Raw genomic sequence first — 18,917 nt, 5'->3', positions numbered from 1 at the left:
ACCAATCTCGGCGTGCGGATCGTGTTCACTCCGCGAGAGCAACGGGATGCCGAGGAATATTCGAAGATGCTGGGCGAGACCACCGTGCGCCGTCGGCAGCGCACGCAGTCTTACGGCCCAGGCAGCAGCCACAGCTATACCGAGGTGCTGGATCGGCGTCCGCTGATGAATCCGGATGAGGTCAAGGGACTGGCGCCGGACAAAGCCATCGTGTTCATTGAGGGGATTGGCTATCCGATCCTGGCCAACAAGATTTTTTATTACAAGGACAGCTACTTCAAGCCGCTATTGCTGAAAGCACCGCAGGTGCCCCGGCTCGCGCTGGGCGGAGCGTAATCGTATGAGAGTTTTCGGTAGAGGGCGTGCTGACCTCAAACAGCGGCTGGATGTCCTGGAAAAGGCGCTGCTCGATCACAAGAAGAGCATCCACTTCCTGGAAGGTCAGCGCATCCGCACGGTGCGGCAGTTCACGGCGATGCAGTCGCTGGTGGAGTCGCTGATACGCACACATCCGCGACCGGACATGATGCTGCGTTGGTGGAATCATGAAGTCCCGAAGCTGATCGATGAGGTTAGCGAGGTGCCGGAGGATATCCACGTCGAACACCAAGTGGAGGCGCTGGCCTGGCAGGGGATGGTGAAGCGCTATACCTACCTGATCGAGGCGGCGGCAGACTTCTATGCGCAATGCCATGAAGATGAAGACTGAAACGGCGGCACCGCAATCCAAGCATCATTGATGCTGGCGGTTCGCATTTGGTGTGGTGGGCTGGTTTTCGCCGCAATCGCGCCAGCGAGGCCATCCGCTCGATTTTTGCCAATTCCTAAAACAAGTATTAGGGCCAATGTTATTGGCGGTTTGGCCTAGGTTTGGGCCTAGGAGAGCGAGTCAAAACCCATGAAAACCAGGCAGAGACTGCGTTTTACTGTTTTATTTGGAGAGTCACGGCGAAGGCGTTGCGGGCATCGATCCCCTTGCCTCCGGCGCGGCGCGCCGGAGGCAAGGGGATCGCTCATCAGTAGGTGTAACTCAAGGTCAACATGTACACCCGGCCTGTTTGCACGTAGGCACCGTCGGCGCCCGGATCGTAGGCCATGTACCGGCTGGACTTGCCTTGGGTCTCGTAGAAGGTCGCGGAATTGAGCAGGTTCTTGGCCGCGATCCCCACATCGATGCCGTGTGGTAGGTGATAGGTCGCGGTGAAGTCCAGCGACTTGACCGGTTGCAGGTAGTAGTTCAGTCGGTCGCTGGTCAGGCCGAGCAATTGCAGGCCGGTGTAGTTATAGGTCAGGTCGGCCCGCAGGCGGGTATCGTCGTAGAACAGGTCCAGATTGTAGAGACGCTCCGGTGCGCGTGGCAGCCAGGTTTTTTCCGGTTGATCGGGACGTTTGCTGTCGGCGGCGCTGTGTTGCAGCGTGAGGTTGGCGCTGATTCCGAAATTGCTCCATAGACCCGGCAGGTTTTGCAAGCGCTTGCTGCCGTTCAATTCCACGCCGTACAACTTGGCCGTGCCGCCGTTTTGCGGCATGGTCACCGGAACGCCGTTCTCGAAGGTGGTGCCAGTAGGGACCAGGCCGCCGAGGGTGTTGTCGTTGCTGGTGGCCGATTGCGAGGTGTAAATGAATCCAGTGATGCGCTTGTAATACGTCGAGGCGCTGAGAACGCCGCCGTTGTGATCGTAGAATTCCGCGGACAGGTCGAGGTTGTCGGCCTTGCTCGGTTGCAGATCGGGATTGGGCTTGGAAATGCCGATCACTTTCTGATTCGGGTCGATCGTATAGACGGTCTCGCCGGAGATCAGGCCGAAAGCGGGACGGCTGAAACTGCGACGCAGCGAGGCACGGTAGACGGTGAAGTCGTCCGGGCGATAGTTCAAGTTGATTCCCGGCAGCACTTCGCCGTAGGTGCGGCCAGCACCGACGAAGCGGCCGTTGATGCCATCGCCGTTGGATTGCCAGGAATCGGCGGAATAACGGGTGAGTTCGTAGCGCAGACCGGGCAGGATGCTCAGCGCGCCGACATGCAAGGTGGCCATCGTGTAGCCGGAATAGATCGCCTCGGTGCTGGAGGTGGTATTGGCGTTGTAGTCGTTAGGCGTATAGGCGCCCACGCCGGTTGGATCGTTGAGGTACTTGTAGGGCACCGCCTGCGCCAGCACCCAGTTGCGGTCCAGGATCTTGAATGGACCGTGGTAATGACCATCGAAGGCGTTGTAGGTGAGGCGTCCCGGCAGCGTGCCAAGCGGCGGACCGCCCGCGTTCGGGAACACGTAGTTGGAACCGCCGAAATACGGGCCGTTGTAGATGAAGTTGCCGTCCTTGTGGAAGAACGGATGATCGTAGGCACCACGGTCAGAGTGGTCCACGGCTAGGCCGGTCTTGACGTTGTCCAGCACATCGCCATCCACACGGTAGGTGATGTCGGTGTGCGCATTGATGCGATTATCGTGGCTGCCAGCGTCATGGCCCTGAGTTTTCCAGAACAGCGAGGAATTCAGGTTGTAGAAAAAGTCCTTCAGGTTCTGCGGGCTTTGCTCGATGCTCGGATAGGTCGTGTCGCTGAGATCGAAGGCGAAGCTGCCGGGGGTGAAGCCGTACAGGCTCGCCGACACATAGTCCGGACGGCTGCGCGTGCCGCGTCCGAACGAGGTGCCGTAGTCGAAATGCAGACGGTCCAGCGTGGTCTGTCCACCCAATTGCAGCGTCGCCAGTGTCTCGTCGATGTCGTGCGTATTGAAGTAGCCGCCACGCACCGCCGTGGGTTGATTCTTCACCGTTTCCAGGCGCGCGCTGGATTGATCCTGTTGTCCGGTGACGCTGTAGTTGCCGTAGATGGCGCGTGCATAGAGCGCGCTGTTTTCGCCCTGCCAGTCGAAGCCGAGATTGGCGCCGTAACGTTTGATCTGGCTGGTGTAGATGCTGTACTTGTAGCGGGTGCTGATCAGCGGGCCGACATTACGCAGGTCGCTGGCGTTGGCTTGGCTCGGGTCCAGCGGGACGTACTTGCTGTTGGGCGCAGGTGCCTGCGCCATATTGTCGTTGTTGCCGTAATAGGCCGAGGCATACAGGCCGAACGCATGGTCCTCGCCGAATTTCCAGGCGAGTTCCTGTTGCAGCATGCCGCCTTTGTCCTTGCCGCCGAGTTTGGAGGCCAATGCATTGAGTTGACCTTGTGCGGTGGTCTTGCCGTAGAAATCGCCGCTGAAATCGAAGGCGCTCGGGGTGCGCATATCGATCGCGCCGCCGGTGGCGTCGCCCGGCATGTCCGGGGTCGGCGACTTGGATACGTTGACCGACTGGATGCCGAACGGCGCCAGCATGTTCAGCGAGATCGCACGTGTGGAGGAATCGGTTTCGGGCATGCTGAAACCGTTGAGGGAATACGCGTTGTAGCTGGCGTCCAGGCCACGGATGCTGACATACGCGTTCTCGCCGGTCGTGGCCTGGCCCAGGTGCATATCGCTATAGGACGACAGGCCAGGCAGATGCGCGACCACGTCGGCGATGCCGCCGGAGGGGATCGCATCGATCTGCTGCTTGCTCATCACGTTGTTGACGCCGGTGGACAGGCGCTGTTCGTCCAGCGAGCCCGGTGCGGCGGCTTGTGCGGCCTGCACGTTGACCGAATCCAGGGTTGTCGTGCTGCGGTCGTTGACCTCGTCCGCATAGGCCGGGATGGAAAGCGCCAGCGCGGTGGCAATGGCGCAGGTCAAACGACCTAGGTGATGCATCTGTTGCATGTTGAAGACTCGTGAGGGTGGGAAAAGAAGCGTCTGCGTCCGTTTGCAGACACGTGGCGACAGGCGCGCGATCGTCCGCGCTTTCCATTGCGACAGGGGGTTGCACGCCGTTGTCGCCGCGCTGCTGCGCGGTGCGGTGTCGATCAGTGGCTCAGATCGACGCCTTGGCAGCGGGTGTTCGGCAGTTGCGGATTGCAGCGTGCGACCATGTGGTCGCCGAAGCGCACCACATAGCCGGAACTGGCGGGCTCGTGATCGGGAAAGTCGGTGCTGAGCAGTTGTGCGCCGCTAGCCAGCATGGCATCGCGCCGCGCGGTGTCCCCGTGCTCGGCTTCTTTCAGGTCCGCATCGGTCCGGGTGCGGACCAGATAGCCGGCTTTGACCAGGCGTGCGATCTCTTCGGCACTGCCGTCGTTGCGCTTGATAAAGGCGGCATCGGCCTCGCCGGGGACCGCATTGGTGAAACACACCCGGCCGCGCAACGCCGGATGGCCGGCCAGATAATCGTGTCCGACGCTGCTCTGGTCGAACAGGAATACGACCTTGCCGCGCGCATCATCCAACGACGGCCAGCCGTGGGCCAGGATGGCGGCATTGAGCGTGGGGGCCTTGCCACGGACTTGGTCGGGGCTGAGGTATTCGCCGGGCTTGAAGACCGAGCGCAGTTCGCGATCCAGCGCATCCAGCGCGGCGGTGTCGAACGGTTCCGGCTGCACCGTCGGGAATGCCAGATGCATGGGCGATTCCTTGGTTTCGAGCAGGATGAAGATCGGCACATGCCCAGGATGCTGTTTCGACCAGGCACGCACCTCGCGCAGGCAGGCCACGAGGGGTTGGCAGGTGCTGCGTTGGTCGATGTCCTGGATGTGCAGCACCTTGAAGCCCGGACGTTCCATCACCCCAGGCGGAGCGAAGGCCGGCGCCGGTGGCAGTCCGGCCTTGGCGATCTGTTGGATGAGTGCCGGGTGCGCATAGCGCCCGCCCTTGGCGTCGGCATAAATGTCCAGTTCGAGCTGTCGCACGCCGTCGTCCAGTTGCTGGGTCAATGGCGGGTGACGGTAGTTGAGTGTCGCGAACATCGACGGATCGATGCGCTGCAACAGCGTGGCTTCGCTAGGCGCGAATCCGGCGTGGTAGCTGTTGTGGCTGCCGATGTATTGCAACTCGTTGAGCTTGGGCGCGGCTTGCAGCGCCATCGGCGCGGCGGCGGCGAGCAACGCGATCAGCATGCGGGCCAGTGCTGTGCGCTGTGGGCGTGGCGTGGCGCAGACGGTGCGATCGGATAGCGGCGGCAACGACGGAGCAGAACAATGAGCGCGCATGCAGCAATACAAGATAAAAATTCATTAACATCATCACAGTCTTGCTTGACGCTATTCTTTCTTTATTGTTTCAGTGTTGTGTAACACGGGCCGTACCTGCCGGTATTGCTGCCGGCACTGTTTGGCATCGACGGCGATGGTTGTAGGGGCCCGAGCACCCGGCGCGGCCACGTGCGAAGGCCATGGGCCACCTGTGGCCTGCGCCAGGGTGTTTGCGATGTCGGCGCAGTGCAAGGGATCAGGGTGATGAGGTTTGTTTCAAAGCATATGTCAGTAAGCGTGCCTGGATGCGCTCGCTGGTCGTGCGTGGGCTGTCCAGCGCCATGCGCTGCATGCAGGCCGGATCTGCGCTGGGGCGTGTCAGCAAGGCACGCGTCAGCGTCAGCGCTTTTGCGCCGATGCTGGCGGTGTGTTCTTGCAGCCAGCTCAGCGCGCGCAACAGGCGTTGCTCCACCTCGGTGAAGTCGCTGCCTAGTGGATAGTCGGGCAAGGTGCCGTCGGCGCGGAACAGCGCCAGCGCGTCGCGCACACGCGTGGCACGCTGGCCTTGCCAGTGCGGCGGCGCGATGAAGTCGGCCGGCAGTTTGCCGTGGCGCTTGGCCTCGGCCAACAGTGCCGGTTGCGCCTGCGCGTCGGCGATCCCAAGCATCGCGGCGATGCAGTCCTCATCGCTCAATCCACGCAGATCGGCGATACCGTACTCGTTGACGTAGAGATCGCGCAGATGCCGCGGGATGGTGGTGTGGCCGTAGTTCCAGCGCACATTGGAGTGCGTCGTGCCGCCGTTGCCGCGAGTGGCGCGGAACATCAGCACGCTGCGCGCATCCTCCAGTGCATGGGCCATGGCGACGAAGTTGTACTGACCACCGACGCCGGACACCACGCGGCCGTCGTCCAGTGCATCGGACACCGCCGCGCCGAGCGCGGTGACCATCATGCAGGAGTTGAAGAAGCGCGCCTGGCGCCGCTGCAGACGGCGCAACGTTTCGTTGCCATAGAGTTGGTTGATCTCGCTGATGCGGTGCATGCCGATCCCCGCACGCGTTTGCGAGTCCATCTCGCGCAGCCAGGCGTAGAACGCGGTTGAGCCAAGATAGAACGCGCCTTGTAGGTATTCGCCTTCGTCCTGCAACCGCTGTAGATCCTGCGCATCTGCACTGCCGTCGGCCACGCGTTGCATCAGCGCTGCGTCGTCGAGCACCTTGCGTCGGATCACCCCGCATTGGACCAGTTGTCGGAAGCCTTCGTTGAGCATCTCGCTGCACCCGAACAGGCCAACCGAGAACGGCGCCAGCCCGCCGCATGCGCGGACCGTCGGATGCTGCTCCAGCGTGGGATCCAGGGCCGCCAGCACCTGTCGGTAGCGCATGTTGTCGGTATGCCGCAGCACCAGCGCGTGGCATAGCGCGTCGGCCAGCGTGCCGATGCCGATCTGCAGGGTGCCGCCGTCGCGCACCAGGGTGCTGGCATACAGACCGATGGCGTAATCGGTATCGGTGACCGGCTGTCGCGGCAGCCCGAACAGGGCGGGATACGGCGCTGGCGGCGTCAGCACCAGGTCGAAGAACGTCGGTTCCACCGCGGCGCTGCCGCCGATCCACGGCAATTGCGGATCGACTTCGGCCACCAGCAGCGGACGTGGCAGGCCGCGCCGTTGCAGTGCGTCCAGCGTGTCCTGGGTGATGTCGTTATTGCACGAGAACGACAGGCCATTGCCATCTGGCGCGCGCGCGACCTTCTGCACGATCAGGTTCGGCGCGCGTTGCGCTACTGCATCGGCGGCGTGGGTGTAGTTGAGGCTGGTGTAGCGGCGTTGCGCCTGGGTCGAGCGCAGCAGCGCGCCGGACTGCATGTAGAACTCTTCCACCTGGATATGCGCCGGCAGTGCATCGCGTTGCAGTGCTTCCACGTATTTCAGTTTGGGGAAATCCTCGCCGAAATGGCGTTGCAGGAACGGACGCGCGAAGCGGCCCTGCAGTCCGCCGCCGGGTGTTGGCGGGTGCAGCGACAGCGCGGTGTAGAGCTGCATGGGCCGCGTGGCATCGGCTTGGACCCGCGCGTACAAGGCGTTGAGCAGGCGGTGCGGTTTGCCCAGGCCCAGCGGTGCGCCGATCCGCAGTGGGCCGGGGATGCGTTGCAGGATGAGGTCGACGGCGGCGTCGAGATCGTCGAGATGGTCGGTCATCGCGATAGCTTAGGCGAGCGTGGCGGGCCGTTGCTGTATTGGCTGGCGAAAGTGCTTGACAAGGGTTTCGTTTACTCATGTAATCGAAAAAAATTACAGGCGTAAATGCATGCCGATCAGCGAGGCGGAAGCCGTGGTCATGGAGGTGCTGTGGGAACGGCACCCGCTCAGCGCCGAGGAGGTGTTCGCGGCGTTGTCGGGGCATGGCGGTTGGGCCGAACCCACGGTCAAGACCCTGCTTAATCGTTTGCTCAACAAGGGCGCGATCCGCGCCGACAAACAAGGCCGGCGTTATTTGTACACGCCGCTCTTGCAGCGCGCGCAATGGGTGCAGCAACAGAGCGAAGGCTTGCTCGAGCGCCTGTTCGGTGGCCGCATCGCGCCGCTGGTGGCGCACTTCAGCGAACGCGGCAAGCTCAGCGATGCCGATGTCGCCGAACTCAAACGACTGATCCAGGAGTTGGACGATGAGCATTGAAGCAATCGTGACAAGCGTTGCAACGACGGCGTTGGCTGGCAGTGTGGCAATCGTGGCGGTCTTGTTGTTGCGCGTACCGATGCGGCGTGCTTTCGGTGCCGGCATCGCCTATGCGCTGTGGAGCGCGGTGCCGCTGGCGTTGCTCGCCACGTTGGTGCCGGGCGGTTGGCGCCTGCCGCTGCCGGCGACCTTTGCTGTGGCGATGCCGAGCGTGCACGTGGGCGCGCCGCATGTCGTGGCGGATGCGTCCGCCGCCGCCGCATCGCTGGCAATGGGAGCCGGCGCGGCCTGGCTGTTGGCGCTCTGGGCGTTGGGCATGATGACGATGGCCGCGTTGCTGTGGCGGCAACAGCACCGTTATCGCCGCAGCTTGGGCCGTTTGCAGCCGAGTGAGCCGGGCGTGTCGATCGCGCAACATGCGCTGCATGGTCCACTGGTACTGGGCGCGTGGCGGCCGCAGGTGGTGTTGCCGGTGGACTTCGCTCAGCGCTATCCGCCGCAGCAGGCGCAGTTGGTGCTGGCGCACGAACGCATGCACATCGCCCGCGGCGATACGCGCTGCAATCTGTTGCTGGCGGCATTACGTTGCGTGTACTGGTTCAATCCGTTGTTGCACTGGGCGGCGACCCGCTTCCGCGTCGATCAGGAGCTGGCCTGCGATGCCGCGGTGCTTGCACGGCATCCATCTTCGCGCCGCAGCTACGCCGAGGCGATGCTGCAGACGCAGTTGGATGCGGTCGCGTTGCCTGTCGGTTGTCATTGGCAGGCGAGCGCACTGCTGCGGCAACGCATCGTGCTGCTGCAGCGGCCTGTGGTGCGTGGCTGGCGGCGCGGTGTCGGCATTGCGGTGGTCGCGATGGCCGCACTGGGCGGTAGCGTCGCGGCGCTGGTGTTTCCTGCCAGCGTGCCGGCTAACGCCATGGCCCGCGATGTGGTTCCCAGTGGCGTGGTGAAAGACACGCTGGATCAACCGGCACCGCGCGGGGCGTCGCGTCCGGGGACTGTGACGGCGGACGCCCGTGCGCGGGTTCCCACGTCGCGCTTCATGCCCCCGCCACACTATCCGGATGCGGCCATCCGTGCGGGGATTTCCGGCAAGTTGGTGTTGCTACTCAAGGTGAATGCGGTCGGTAAAGTCCGCGCTGTGCGCGTGCTCGCCCACGGCAGCGGCAGCCCGGCGCTGGATGCTGCGGCGGTCACCGCAGCTTGGCAATGGCGCTTCAACCCGGCCATGGCGCATGGCCGGGCGGTCGCTGCCATGTTGAAGGTTCCGGTCGCTTTCGAGGCCGGCATGGATCCGGTGTCGCCACCGGCAGGTGTTGCCGATGCCGGGCAGTATCGCTGGTACCGATTGGACGAGGAGGCCGGCAAGGAGGTGGCGGATTTGTGCGACACGTTGACGCCAGACACGCGCGGTCACGCTGCGCTGCCGCTGTGTGGCATGAGCACGGCGGTGCGATGAGCGCGCACTGGCCGCTGCTGTCGTTGCTGACGCTCTGCCTGGCCGGATGTGCCAGCCAGACCCCGCGCGAGCCGGCGCAACCGCCGCAGCGCCTGGCCTCGGTGGATCAGCAGATGCTGGAGAATCGCGTGTCTGCCGCAGGCGGCGCGGCGCAGGTGTTGCCCTACCAGATGCAGCCGCAGCAGGTCTTCCGTATGCCCCAGCCGCTGCAGACGCCGACGCCGCAGTTACCTGCCGATTCGCCGCGCCGCAGTTTGTCGCCGACCATGGTGTGCGTGCGGGTGATCCTGTCCGCACAGGGCGCAGTGGAACGTAGCGAAGCGTTGAACGATCGTCCCGAGTGCAACGCGGGAGCACAGTTGGAAATGGCTGATCTGCAGCAGGCGGTGCGCGAGGCGGTGGACGCTTGGCGCTTCGTGCCTGCGGCGATTTGCACCTATGCCGATCCGGCGCAGCAGCCGGCAGTGGAGGGGCGTTGCGACGATGCCGCGTCGGTGGAGGAAGTGCCGGTGACGCTGGCGTATGCGTTCACGTTCGCGGTACGCGAAGGCAAGGCCACGGTGCGCAGCGGGCGCATGGAGCGCGGTGGCGCGCATTGAGCGCGCACGCGCCGGTTATTGGCCTAGCCGATGCACCGCGTCGGCGATGCGCGCCACGTCGTCGTCCTGGTGGCTGACGTACAGCAGCGGCAGGCGCATGTCGTCGCGCACGCGCTGCAGGTAGGGAATCAGTGCGTTGCGGCGTTCGCCAGAACAGAATGACGGGTCGTAAGGACACGGCCCGTCATTCTGTGGCTACATCATCATGCAGCCCTCGGGATCAAGCACCGCCGGATCCGGAGTCACATGACTTCGTAACATACTTATAGTTGGTCAACTTCCAACCACCGCCAGAGGAGTTGGAAGTCCAGGTATATGACCACGTTTGGCTAACTCCTGAAGAGCATGATGAAACCGAGAATGTGTCTCCCGGATGCCCACTGAGAGGAAGAGAGGCAGGCGGCCCATCGCCAGGAGACTGGACGACATATCTATCAAGCGCAACATCACGACTATATATCACCGTGACATCGCCGACCCGTTCGAATTCACCGATCAGATGTCCTCTCACCCGCTCAGCGTGTTGCCGCAACCACGCCATGATCGCTTGCTTTTCCGCAGAATTTGCAGAATAAGTCGATGTCGTCACCACAAACTGCGATTTCGTGTTCGCGCTCACGACAAACGGAACAGCGATCAACTGAACAGCGAACAGCGCTCTCAAGAGAAATTGATTCATTTTCATGGCTTCATCCTTTGAATAGCACACAGAGCGTTTGCCGCTTGAACCTAGCATTGCCAGCGGCTGTTGGCAATTGGCCCTTTTTACTGAGTGGCTTGCCAGCGCAGTTGCCGATTCCGGCCACTGTGTCCATCAGATCGACGGTAGTCAGGGCTAATCCAGCCGATGCACCGCATTGGCGATGCGCGCCACATCCTCGCTTTGGTGGCTGACGTACAGCAGCGGCAGGCGCATGTCGTCGCGCACGCGCTGCAGGTAGGGAATCAGTGCGTTGCGGCGCTCGCTGTCCAGCGCGGAGAGTGGTTCGTCCAGCAGCAGGATCGCTGGCTGCGATAGCAAGGCGCGCCCGATCGCCACGCGCTGTGCCTCGCCGCCGGACAAGCTGTCCGGGCGCCGGGCCAGTAGCGCGCCGATGCCGAGCAGGTCGACGACGGTGTCCAACATGAAGCGCGGCGCTTGCGCGCGGTGGTGGCGGCCATAGCCGAGGTTGCGGCGCACGTCCATATGCGGGAACAGCCGCGCGTCCTGAAACACGTAGCCGATGCGGCGTCGGTGTGTGGGCAGGTCGATGCCGCTGGCGCTGTCGTAGAACACGCATCCATCGATGACGATGCGCCCGCTGCGCGGACGCAGCACGCCGGCGATGGCGTTGAGCACGCTGGTCTTGCCGGCGCCGGATGGGCCGATCAACGCAATGGCGCGCGCGGGTTCTTCGATCCGCACGTGTCGCTCGAAGCGCCCGCGTTGCAGGTGCATGTCGAGGCTCAGCATCGCGGTTGGCGTCTTTTGCGCGGGTGGCTCATACATCCGGCTCCTGCTCCGGCCCGCGCTGGCGTCGCACCAGCCATTCGGACGCCAGCAGCGCGGCCAGCGAGATCGCCAGCGCCACCAGCGCCAGCCGCCAGATGCCGGTCTCGCCGCCGGGGACTTGCAACAGACTGTAGATCGCCGAGGCCAGGGTCTGGGTTTGCACGGGGATATTGGAGACGAAGGTGATGGTGGCGCCGAATTCGCCCAGCGCCTTGGCGAAGCCGAGCACGCTGCCGGCGACCACGCCCGGCCACGCCAGCGGCAGGGTGATGCTGAAAAATACCCGCCACGGTCCGGCACCGAGCGTGGCCGCAGCCGCTTCCAGGCGTCGGTCGGTGGAGACGAACGCCAGGCGGATGGCGCGCACCATCAGTGGAAAGCCCATCACCGCGCTGGCCAGCGCCGCGCCGGTCCAGCGGAATGCGAGCTGCACGCCCAGGTGCGCGAACAGCCACGCGCCGACCGGTCCGCGCAGACCGAACACGCTCAGCAGCGCATAACCGGTGACCACCGGCGGCATCACCAGCGGCAGATGCAGCAGCGCATCCAGCAGCGCTTTGCCGGGAAAGCGGCGACGCGCCAGCAGCCAGCCGCAGGCTACGGCGAAGGGCAGGCTGGCCAAGGCCGCGACCAGTGCGACCTTGATGCTCAGCGCGATGGCGGCCAGTTCTTGCGCGGTGAACGCGAACAAGGGCGGACTCACTGCGCCAGGGTGAAGCCATGGCGGCGGAAGATCGCCTGTGCCGGTGACGTGCCCAGCCAGCGCACGAACGCGCTGGCGGCCGGCTGCTGCGTGCTGGCGCGCAGCGGTGCCACCGGATACACGATCGGCGCATGGCTGTCGGCGGGGAATGTCGCCACCACCCGTACTTTCGGTTCGGCCTGGGCATCGGAGCCGTACACGATGCCCAGCGGCGCCTCGCCGCGCGCGACCAGCATCAGCGCGCTGCGGACGTTGTCGGTTTCGGCCAGATGCGCGTGCACGCTATCCCACTGGCCGAGCGCGCGCAGCGCGGCGCGCGCGTATTTGCCGGCCGGCACGCTCTCGGTCTGGCCGACAGCCAGGCGCCCCTGCGCGCCGAGCGCGGTGGCGATAGCGCCGGGCTTGCGCAGGTCGATCTTGACCGCACTGCCGGCTGGCGCCACCAGCACCAAGGTGTTGCCGAGTAGGCTGCGGCGTTGTGTCGGATCGATCAACCGCTGTTGTTGCAGCGCGTCCATCCATGCTTGGTCGGCGGAGACGAATACATCCGCTGGCGCGCCCTGTTCCACCTGCTGCGCCAGCGTCGAACTGGCCGCATAGGCGACCTGCACCGGGATGCCGGTCGCGCGTTGGTAGGCCGCGGCGGCCTCGTCCATGGATTCTTTCAAACTGGCCGCGGCGAACACGGTCAACGGCGTTTGCGCCGACACGGGCGCGATCGCGATGACCGCGATGAGCGCACACAGACGTAGCAGGCAGCGTCGCGTCATAGGAATGGGGGGCATGATGGTGTTGTGGTGCCTACGTCGGCCAACGGCGCGTGCGTGCCTGCGCGCTGGCGGCGAACCGCGTGCAGGGTGAGGGCAGCAGGGCAAGAACGGCACATGCCGGCATCCTAGCGCTTTCATCCCCCCGTTGGGGCGAGGTCGTCGGTGCGACCGGCCTGGATGTTGGCGCGGATCGATGGCTGCATCAGTCGTGGTTCGGCCAGGGTCGCATCGCGTGCCTGGCGCAGCGCGATGAATTCTGCTTCGCTGATGCCGTCGCGGACATGGATATTCTCGCGGCGCTGCGCGCCGATGCTGGTTTCGCAAGCGACCGCGCGGCCGCCGGGGCCGTAGTCGTGGCACACGAATACGCGTGTGCTGTCAGGCAGCGCGTATAACCTGCGGATCGAGCGGTACAGCGTCGTGGCGTCGCCGCCGGGGAAATCGCAGCGGGCGGTGCCACTATCGGGCATGAATAGCGAGTCGCCTGGGAACAGCGCATCGCCGATCAGATAGGCAATGCTGTCGCTGGTATGACCGGGTACCGCGATCACCTGCGCCTGCAGGTGACCGATCGCGAAACGTTCGCCGTCAACGAACAGATGGTCGAAGCCGCAGCATGTGTCGGCGTCTTCCGTCAGCCCGAACTGCGGCGCGAAGCGCGCACGCACTTGACGGATGCCATTGCCCATCGCCAGCGTTGCCTGTGGCCAGCGCTGCTTGCACCACTGCCCGGCGGACACGTGGTCGGCATGCGCATGCGTTTCCAGGATCCAGTCTGGTTGCAGCCCGCGTTCGGCGAGGCAGTCGGCGAGGGCGTGTGCTGGTCCGTCGTGCAGGGTGCCGGTTGCTGGATCGAACTCCAGCACCGGGTCGATCACCGCCGCTGTGTGGCCGTCCTCGACCACATAGCTCCAGGTGCCGGATCCAGCATGGTGGAACGCATGGACGTGCGGGTGTTGGCTCATGGTCTGGTTCTGCTGGCGGCTGGAGGAGCGGCGCCGCAATAGATGCCGTGCAGCACCTCGAGGATGCGCTGCGCTGGGCCGGGCACCAGCGAATAGTAGATCGTCTGCCCGTCGCGACGGGTTTGCACCAGGCCGTCCTCGCGCAGTAATGCGAGGTGTTGCGATAGCGCCGACTGGCTCAGCTCCACCCGCGCATTGAGTTCGCCGACCGATTGTTCGCGATCCAACAGCAGGCACAGCAGCAACAGTCGTTTTTCGTTGCCGAATGCCTTCAGCAGGTGTGCGGCCTCGCTGGCGTGCGCGCGCATCGCGACTGGATCCAGCAGCAGCATTGCACGGCGCGGCATCGGCTCAGCAATCGACCGGCCCGCCGGCGGCGATCCAACCGAGGAAGCCACCTGGCAGTGCGCGCACCGCGCGGTAGCCCAGTTGCTGCAAGCTTAGCGCCGCCACGGTGGAATGGCCGCCGCTGGTGCAGTACAGCAGGATCGGCTGATCGTGCCGGGCCAACGCCGGATCGCTGTCGAGACGGAATGCGAGGATGCCGTGGGGGATGTTGATCGCGTCGGGAATGTGGCCGATGGCGAACGCGCCGGGTTCGCGCACGTCGATGATGCATTCGCCCGGCAGCGGCGCGGTGGCGGGATCGACATGGAGGGGGAGGTCGTTGGCCTGCGCGTACGCGCGGTCGGCCAGTGCCTGGGTCGAGGAGGCGGGCATGGGTTGAGTGGCTCGGATGGGGGAAAAGATTGGCGCACACTATATCAGTAATTTCTAATGTAAGAAATTTTGAATTTATCGCTTCGCCAAGTGGTTTGGTGCTAGGCGCTCGCTCAGGCATGGGTTGCGCGATGGGGCGCTGGATTCTGCGCTGTTGCCGGTGCCATGGGGGTCTGGCGTGGCGCGTCCGACGTTGCGTTTCACGGGTTCGAGGTGGTTTGCGTAACCGTGTTTATTCGCCCAGGGCAGCGTTCAAGAGCGCGCCCAAATCGGCGCCGGCCTGGCGCAACTGCGCCTCGGCGACTGGGCGCCAAGTCGTCACGTAGTCCGCCGGTAGTTTTGCGCTGTGCGGGTAGAAACCTGGGCGTTGCACGATCCTGCACGATGCTTCGGCCCAGGCTATGGCCGGTGGCGGCAAGGCGGGGCCGGCTGGCGATGGCGGGGGCAGGGGCTGTGCTTCCAATTGCTTCAGATAGGCGGTTTCGTCCAGGCCGCGGCTGTCCAGCAAGCCGCTGTCCCATAGCGCGTGCAGGTTACTGCTGTTGCCGTTGAACTGGATCTGCACGGTGTTGGCACCTTTGTCGCGGGCATAGCCGGCGTGCAACGGTTGCCGCACGTCGCCGGCGAAATGCACTACGAACTTCAGTGCCTGGGCGCGGGCCGCCTGCGTTTGGTTGCGGTCGGCAAGGATCGCGCTCTGGTGCCGCAAGGCTTCGACCACGCAGTTGCCCCCGGGGCAATCACGGGCCTGTACGTAGTGGCAATCGTGCTCGCCCAGATTGACGTAGTGCCAGCGCGCGCTGCGTTTGCCCAGGTCTGGATCCTGTTCGCGCACCTGGTCAGCCCAGGTGGCGACACCGGCCAGCGTCGGTTTGGCTTCGCCTTGCAGCAGGGGACGGATGCGCGCGCGGGTCTGCGCAGTGAGTTGGGTTTCGGCGAGGTCGGCGACCAGGCGGTGGCCCAGTGGTCCCCAGGCAAAAGCGGCCGCTGGCGCCATGGCGAGTGCCGCGGCGAACGCGGTCCGAAAAAACATGCGGGACGTCATGATGCGCAGTCTAGCCGGCGACGATGCCCTCGCCATGCTGCGCAGTCTTGTCGTTGCGTTGCCGCTCAGTTGCGACCACACAGGTTGTGATGGAGATGTCGGTGCCTGCGCCGGCGCGACAAAACAACGTCCCAAATCCCTGTGTCCGGCGCGTTGCGGCCGGCCTGCTAGAATGCGCTCCCTCTCTATCCATCCGCCGCGGCAGACGCGGCCGCAGGAGCTCTGAAATGGCAATCAAGGTCGGTATCAACGGTTTCGGTCGCATCGGACGCAATGTGCTGCGTTCGGCGGTACAGAATTTCGCCAGCGACATCGAGATCGTCGCCATCAACGACCTGCTCGAACCGGACTACCTAGCCTACATGCTGCAATACGATTCGGTGCATGGCCGTTTCGCCGGCAAGGTGTCGGTTGAGGACAGTCATCTGGTGGTCAACGGCAAGAAAATCCGTCTGACCCAGGAGCGCGATCCGGCCGCGCTGAAGTGGGGCGAGGTCGGTGCCGAGGTGGTGATCGAATCCACCGGTCTGTTCCTCACCAAGGAAACCGCGCAGAAGCATCTGGACGCCGGCGCCAAGAAGGTAATCCTGTCGGCGCCGTCCAAGGACGATACGCCGATGTTCGTGTTCGGCGTCAACCACAGCAGCTACGCCGGTCAGGCCATCGTCTCCAATGCCAGTTGCACCACCAATTGCCTGGCCCCGCTGGCCAAGGTGATCCACGACAAGTGGGGCATCAAGCGCGGCCTGATGACCACCGTGCATGCCGCCACCGCGACGCAGAAGACCGTGGACGGCCCCAGCAACAAGGATTGGCGCGGCGGCCGCGGCATCCTAGAGAACATCATTCCGTCCAGCACCGGCGCGGCCAAGGCGGTCGGCGTGGTGATCCCGGAGTTGAACAAGAAACTCACCGGCATGAGCTTTCGCGTGCCGACCTCGGATGTGTCGGTGGTCGATCTCACCGTCGAACTGGAAAAGCCGGCCACCTACGCCGAGATTTGCGCCGAGGTGAAGGCGCAGAGCGAAGGTGCGCTGAAGGGCATTCTCGGTTACACCGAGGACAAAGTCGTGGCGACGGATTTCCGTGGCGATGCGCGCACCTCGATCTTCGACGCCGACGCCGGCATTGCCCTGGACGCGACCTTCGTCAAGCTGGTGTCGTGGTACGACAACGAGTGGGGCTATTCCAACAAGTGTCTGGAAATGGTCAAGGTGGTGGCGAAGTAACGCGTCCGGCAGGTCGCATACAAAAGAAGCGCCGTTCGGCGCTTTTTTTGTGGCTGTCGCGATGCGTCGGGAGGTCGAGTGCGCGATGGGGGCGATAGCGCCGTGGCGGTGGATCGTCGCACGGGCGGCGGGGGGCGACAACGATGCGTGGACGCGCTGGAAATGCATGGTTGTGCGGACGTCAGCCGATCCGTGCCAGTGCGTCGATTTGCCGCTGCGCAGCCGACACCCGACAATACGGACATTGCCTCGTCACCGCGCGGCCATTGACGGAGCATCCCGCAACGGACGCTTTGCCGCCGCGCTACGTCAATGGCGCGCTTTTCCCCATGCAACCTCACGATAAGCGAGTAACCACATGCCCATCTTGCGAATGACCGATCTCGACCTGTCCGGCAAGCGTGTGCTGATCCGGCAGGATCTGAACGTGCCGATCGACAACGGCCAGATCACCTCCGAACAACGCATCCTGGCCTCGGTGCCGACCCTAAAGCATGCGCTGGAACAGGGCGCGGCGGTGATGGTGACCTCGCACCTGGGCCGGCCCAAGGAAGGCGTGTGGAGCAAGGACGATTCGCTGGAGCCTGTGGCCACGCGTCTGGCCGCGCTGCTGGGCGTGGAGGTGCCGCTGCTGCGCGATTGGGTCGATGGCGTGGACGTGCAGCCGGGGCAGATCGTGTTGCTGGAGAATTGCCGCATGAACGTCGGCGAGGGCAAGGACGACCCCGCGTTGGCGAAGAAATACGCGGCGCTGTGCGACGTGTTCGTGATGGATGCCTTCGGTACCGCGCACCGCGCGCAGGCCTCCACGCATGGCGTGATCCAGTTCGCCCCGGTCGCCGCGGGTGGCCCGCTGTTGATGGCCGAGTTGGACGCGCTGGCCAAGGCGCTGCAGCATCCGGCCAAACCGCTGCTGGCGATTGTCGCCGGCAGCAAAGTCTCGACCAAGCTGGAACTGCTCTCGAATCTGGTGAACAAGGTCGATCAACTGATCGTTGGCGGCGGCATCGCCAACACCTTCATCGCTGCCGCCGGGCACTCGGTGGGCAAATCGTTGTGCGAGCCGGATCTGCTCGACACCGCGCGCAAGATCGTCGCCGACGCCAACGCGCGCGGCGCAGCGATCCCGCTGCCCAGCGACGTGGTGGTCGCCAAGCAGTTCATGCCGGATGCTGCGGCCACGGTGAAGGCCGTCACCGACGTCGCCGCCGACGACCTGATCCTGGACATCGGCCCGCAGACCGCTGCGCACTATGCCGAGTTGATTGCCAAGGCCGGGACCGTGGTCTGGAACGGCCCGGTTGGCGTGTTCGAGTTCGACGCGTTTGGCAAGGGCACCGAAACCCTGGCGCGGGCCATCGCCGCCTCACGCGCGTTCTCCATCGCGGGCGGTGGCGACACCTTGGCTGCGGTCGACAAGTACGGCATCGCCGAGCAGGTGAGCTACATCTCCACCGGCGGCGGCGCGTTTTTGGAGTTTCTGGAAGGCAAGACCCTGCCCGCGGTTGCCGCATTGCAGGCGCGTGGCGGGTGAGCGGCATCGACACCCTGTTCTTCGATTTGGACGGCACCTTGGTCGATTCGGAGGCCGGCATCGTCGGCGGCATCCGCCATGCTTTCGCCGTCATGGGGCGCCCTGCGCCGGAGTTGGCGCAGTTGCGCGATTGGATCGGGCCGCCGTTACGCGACAGCTTCCACCAGTATTTCCAGGGCGATCCAACGCTGGTGGAGCAGGCGCTGTCGTTGTATCGAGCGCGCTACGACGCGCAAGGCTGGCGCGAATTGCAGGTATTCGACGGCATCGCCACGGCGGTGGACGCGTTGCACGCGGCCGGTCACCAGTTGGCGGTGGTGACGTCCAAGAACCAGCGGTTCGCGCAACGCATCGTCGCGCACTTGCCCTTCGGCGATCGTTTCGCGGAGGTGGTCGGCGCCAGCGACGATGGTCAGCGCCGCTTCAAGGCGGACTTGATTGCCGAGGCATTGGCACGGCTGGCCGTGCCCGCAGCGCAGTGCCGCATGATCGGCGATCGACGCATGGACATCGAGGGCGCGCGTCACCACGGCATGCGCAGCATCGGCGTGTTGTGGGGCTTCGGCGACGCGGACGAACTGCGTCTGGCCGGGGCCGGCGCGTTGGCGCCGACGCCTGCGCATCTGCCGGTGCTCGCCACCGCCTGAACGTGGCGGGCATCGGGATGGAATGG

19 protein-coding genes and 1 pseudogene are annotated in these 18,917 nt (G+C 64.4%); 8 read left to right on the top strand and 12 right to left on the bottom strand.

All coding sequences use genetic code 11. The features are described from left to right. Both XalbCFBP2523_RS14865 and XalbCFBP2523_RS14860 read left to right on the top strand, forming a co-directional pair. A partial coding sequence (locus tag XalbCFBP2523_RS14865) for a type IV secretory system conjugative DNA transfer family protein (protein WP_045766124.1) occupies positions 1 to 336 on the top strand: 336 nt, incomplete at its 5' end. Positions 337 to 340: 4 nt separating this feature from the next. After that, a complete protein-coding gene (locus XalbCFBP2523_RS14860) occupies positions 341 to 709 on the top strand; it encodes a hypothetical protein (RefSeq protein WP_045766123.1) in 369 nt (122 codons plus the stop codon). A gap of 307 nt (positions 710 to 1,016) precedes the next feature. On the opposite strand, the gene XalbCFBP2523_RS14855 is transcribed toward XalbCFBP2523_RS14860, so the two are convergent. The 3 genes from XalbCFBP2523_RS14855 to XalbCFBP2523_RS14845 all read right to left on the bottom strand — a co-directional run bounded on the left by XalbCFBP2523_RS14855 (position 1,017) and on the right by XalbCFBP2523_RS14845 (position 7,247). Then, positions 1,017 to 3,740 (bottom strand): TonB-dependent receptor, encoded by a 2,724-nt coding sequence (locus tag XalbCFBP2523_RS14855; protein WP_045766122.1) that lies wholly within the window; start codon positions 3,738 to 3,740, stop codon positions 1,017 to 1,019. A 143-nt stretch (positions 3,741 to 3,883) separates the two neighbouring features. Further along, the gene (locus tag XalbCFBP2523_RS14850) at positions 3,884 to 4,969 is read right to left on the bottom strand and encodes a phosphatidylinositol-specific phospholipase C1-like protein (protein ID WP_045757367.1); all 1,086 of its coding nucleotides are present in this window, start codon (positions 4,967 to 4,969) and stop codon (positions 3,884 to 3,886) included. A 331-nt stretch (positions 4,970 to 5,300) separates the two neighbouring features. Beyond that, the gene (locus XalbCFBP2523_RS14845) at positions 5,301 to 7,247 is read right to left on the bottom strand and encodes an acetyl-CoA hydrolase/transferase C-terminal domain-containing protein (protein ID WP_012916797.1); all 1,947 of its coding nucleotides are present in this window, start codon (positions 7,245 to 7,247) and stop codon (positions 5,301 to 5,303) included. A gap of 109 nt (positions 7,248 to 7,356) precedes the next feature. Between XalbCFBP2523_RS14845 and XalbCFBP2523_RS14840 the strand changes: the two genes are divergently transcribed. The 3 genes from XalbCFBP2523_RS14840 to XalbCFBP2523_RS14830 are packed head-to-tail and all read left to right on the top strand — an operon-like array spanning position 7,357 to position 9,786. Continuing rightward, the gene (locus XalbCFBP2523_RS14840) at positions 7,357 to 7,725 is read left to right on the top strand and encodes a BlaI/MecI/CopY family transcriptional regulator (RefSeq protein ID WP_012916796.1); all 369 of its coding nucleotides are present in this window, start codon (positions 7,357 to 7,359) and stop codon (positions 7,723 to 7,725) included. Further along, a complete protein-coding gene (locus XalbCFBP2523_RS14835; RefSeq protein WP_045766121.1) occupies positions 7,715 to 9,187 on the top strand; it encodes a TonB family protein in 1,473 nt (490 codons plus the stop codon). The genes XalbCFBP2523_RS14840 and XalbCFBP2523_RS14835 overlap by 11 nt, the downstream gene beginning before the upstream one ends. Beyond that, positions 9,184 to 9,786, top strand: a complete 603-nt coding sequence (locus XalbCFBP2523_RS14830; RefSeq protein ID WP_045766120.1) for a hypothetical protein — start codon at positions 9,184 to 9,186, stop codon at positions 9,784 to 9,786. Before XalbCFBP2523_RS14835 ends, XalbCFBP2523_RS14830 begins: the two co-directional genes overlap by 4 nt. Before the next feature lie 15 nt (positions 9,787 to 9,801). Here the strand turns inward: XalbCFBP2523_RS14830 and XalbCFBP2523_RS14825 are convergent. From XalbCFBP2523_RS14825 to XalbCFBP2523_RS14790, 9 genes and pseudogenes are all read right to left on the bottom strand, one after another. Then, positions 9,802 to 9,930 (bottom strand): annotated as a pseudogene (locus tag XalbCFBP2523_RS14825) (molybdenum ABC transporter ATP-binding protein); the annotation flags it as partial. Between the two features lie 76 nt (positions 9,931 to 10,006). After that, positions 10,007 to 10,471: a hypothetical protein gene (locus XalbCFBP2523_RS16440; protein ID WP_012916793.1), complete on the bottom strand. Its 465-nt coding sequence runs from the start codon at positions 10,469 to 10,471 to the stop codon at positions 10,007 to 10,009. A gap of 150 nt (positions 10,472 to 10,621) precedes the next feature. Continuing rightward, on the bottom strand, positions 10,622 to 11,239 hold the full coding sequence (locus XalbCFBP2523_RS14820) for an ATP-binding cassette domain-containing protein (RefSeq protein ID WP_045766119.1): 618 nt from the start codon (positions 11,237 to 11,239) through the stop codon (positions 10,622 to 10,624). Positions 11,240 to 11,267: 28 nt separating this feature from the next. After that, positions 11,268 to 11,969 carry a molybdate ABC transporter permease subunit gene (gene modB, locus XalbCFBP2523_RS14815; protein ID WP_045766795.1) on the bottom strand — a complete coding sequence of 234 codons (702 nt, stop codon included), beginning with the start codon at positions 11,967 to 11,969 and terminating at the stop codon, positions 11,268 to 11,270. 8 nt (positions 11,970 to 11,977) lie between these two features. Then, a complete protein-coding gene (modA, locus tag XalbCFBP2523_RS14810; protein ID WP_080928130.1) occupies positions 11,978 to 12,751 on the bottom strand; it encodes a molybdate ABC transporter substrate-binding protein in 774 nt (257 codons plus the stop codon). 134 nt (positions 12,752 to 12,885) lie between these two features. Next, positions 12,886 to 13,716, bottom strand: a complete 831-nt coding sequence (locus tag XalbCFBP2523_RS14805; RefSeq protein WP_045766117.1) for an MBL fold metallo-hydrolase — start codon at positions 13,714 to 13,716, stop codon at positions 12,886 to 12,888. Next, a complete protein-coding gene (locus XalbCFBP2523_RS14800) occupies positions 13,713 to 14,063 on the bottom strand; it encodes an ArsR/SmtB family transcription factor (RefSeq protein WP_045766116.1) in 351 nt (116 codons plus the stop codon). Before XalbCFBP2523_RS14800 ends, XalbCFBP2523_RS14805 begins: the two co-directional genes overlap by 4 nt. 4 nt (positions 14,064 to 14,067) lie before the next feature. Continuing rightward, entirely contained in the window at positions 14,068 to 14,436 is a 369-nt protein-coding gene (locus XalbCFBP2523_RS14795) for a rhodanese-like domain-containing protein (RefSeq protein WP_045766115.1), read from the bottom strand. A gap of 232 nt (positions 14,437 to 14,668) precedes the next feature. Next, positions 14,669 to 15,481 carry a S1/P1 nuclease gene (locus XalbCFBP2523_RS14790; RefSeq protein WP_045766114.1) on the bottom strand — a complete coding sequence of 271 codons (813 nt, stop codon included), beginning with the start codon at positions 15,479 to 15,481 and terminating at the stop codon, positions 14,669 to 14,671. 227 nt (positions 15,482 to 15,708) lie between these two features. Between XalbCFBP2523_RS14790 and gap the strand changes: the two genes are divergently transcribed. The 3 genes from gap to XalbCFBP2523_RS14770 all read left to right on the top strand — a co-directional run bounded on the left by gap (position 15,709) and on the right by XalbCFBP2523_RS14770 (position 18,891). Next, complete coding sequence (gap, locus tag XalbCFBP2523_RS14780) at positions 15,709 to 16,710, top strand: type I glyceraldehyde-3-phosphate dehydrogenase (RefSeq protein WP_012916785.1); 1,002 nt, start codon at positions 15,709 to 15,711, stop codon at positions 16,708 to 16,710. A gap of 358 nt (positions 16,711 to 17,068) precedes the next feature. Beyond that, positions 17,069 to 18,244, top strand: coding sequence for a phosphoglycerate kinase (locus XalbCFBP2523_RS14775; RefSeq protein ID WP_045766113.1), 1,176 nt, complete (start codon positions 17,069 to 17,071; stop codon positions 18,242 to 18,244). After that, the gene (locus XalbCFBP2523_RS14770) at positions 18,241 to 18,891 is read left to right on the top strand and encodes an HAD hydrolase-like protein (RefSeq protein ID WP_045766112.1); all 651 of its coding nucleotides are present in this window, start codon (positions 18,241 to 18,243) and stop codon (positions 18,889 to 18,891) included. The genes XalbCFBP2523_RS14775 and XalbCFBP2523_RS14770 overlap by 4 nt, the downstream gene beginning before the upstream one ends. Positions 18,892 to 18,917 lie beyond the last annotated feature (26 nt).

The organism is Xanthomonas albilineans (assembly GCF_002939705.1).
In the GTDB taxonomy this organism is placed as follows: domain Bacteria; phylum Pseudomonadota; class Gammaproteobacteria; order Xanthomonadales; family Xanthomonadaceae; genus Xanthomonas_A; species Xanthomonas_A albilineans.
The sequence above is the reverse complement of the archived record's forward strand: the minus strand, read 5'-3'. Positions and strand labels throughout refer to the sequence as shown.

Bases quoted from the DNA above. Each gene is read 5' to 3' on its own strand.
- XalbCFBP2523_RS14860 (WP_045766123.1), top strand. From the start codon at position 341: ATGAGAGTTTTCGGTAGAGGGCGTGCTGACCTCAAACAGCGGCTGGAT.
- XalbCFBP2523_RS14855 (WP_045766122.1), bottom strand. From the start codon at position 3,740: ATGCAACAGATGCATCACCTAGGTCGTTTGACCTGCGCCATTGCCACC.
- XalbCFBP2523_RS14850 (WP_045757367.1), bottom strand. From the start codon at position 4,969: ATGCTGATCGCGTTGCTCGCCGCCGCCGCGCCGATGGCGCTGCAAGCC.
- XalbCFBP2523_RS14845 (WP_012916797.1), bottom strand. From the start codon at position 7,247: ATGACCGACCATCTCGACGATCTCGACGCCGCCGTCGACCTCATCCTG.
- XalbCFBP2523_RS14840 (WP_012916796.1), top strand. From the start codon at position 7,357: ATGCCGATCAGCGAGGCGGAAGCCGTGGTCATGGAGGTGCTGTGGGAA.
- XalbCFBP2523_RS14835 (WP_045766121.1), top strand. From the start codon at position 7,715: ATGAGCATTGAAGCAATCGTGACAAGCGTTGCAACGACGGCGTTGGCT.
- XalbCFBP2523_RS14830 (WP_045766120.1), top strand. From the start codon at position 9,184: ATGAGCGCGCACTGGCCGCTGCTGTCGTTGCTGACGCTCTGCCTGGCC.
- XalbCFBP2523_RS16440 (WP_012916793.1), bottom strand. From the start codon at position 10,471: ATGAAAATGAATCAATTTCTCTTGAGAGCGCTGTTCGCTGTTCAGTTG.
- XalbCFBP2523_RS14820 (WP_045766119.1), bottom strand. From the start codon at position 11,239: ATGCTGAGCCTCGACATGCACCTGCAACGCGGGCGCTTCGAGCGACAC.
- modA (WP_080928130.1), bottom strand. From the start codon at position 12,751: ATGACGCGACGCTGCCTGCTACGTCTGTGTGCGCTCATCGCGGTCATC.
- XalbCFBP2523_RS14805 (WP_045766117.1), bottom strand. From the start codon at position 13,716: ATGAGCCAACACCCGCACGTCCATGCGTTCCACCATGCTGGATCCGGC.
- XalbCFBP2523_RS14800 (WP_045766116.1), bottom strand. From the start codon at position 14,063: ATGCCGCGCCGTGCAATGCTGCTGCTGGATCCAGTCGCGATGCGCGCG.
- XalbCFBP2523_RS14795 (WP_045766115.1), bottom strand. From the start codon at position 14,436: ATGCCCGCCTCCTCGACCCAGGCACTGGCCGACCGCGCGTACGCGCAG.
- XalbCFBP2523_RS14790 (WP_045766114.1), bottom strand. From the start codon at position 15,481: ATGACGTCCCGCATGTTTTTTCGGACCGCGTTCGCCGCGGCACTCGCC.
- gap (WP_012916785.1), top strand. From the start codon at position 15,709: ATGGCAATCAAGGTCGGTATCAACGGTTTCGGTCGCATCGGACGCAAT.
- XalbCFBP2523_RS14775 (WP_045766113.1), top strand. From the start codon at position 17,069: ATGCCCATCTTGCGAATGACCGATCTCGACCTGTCCGGCAAGCGTGTG.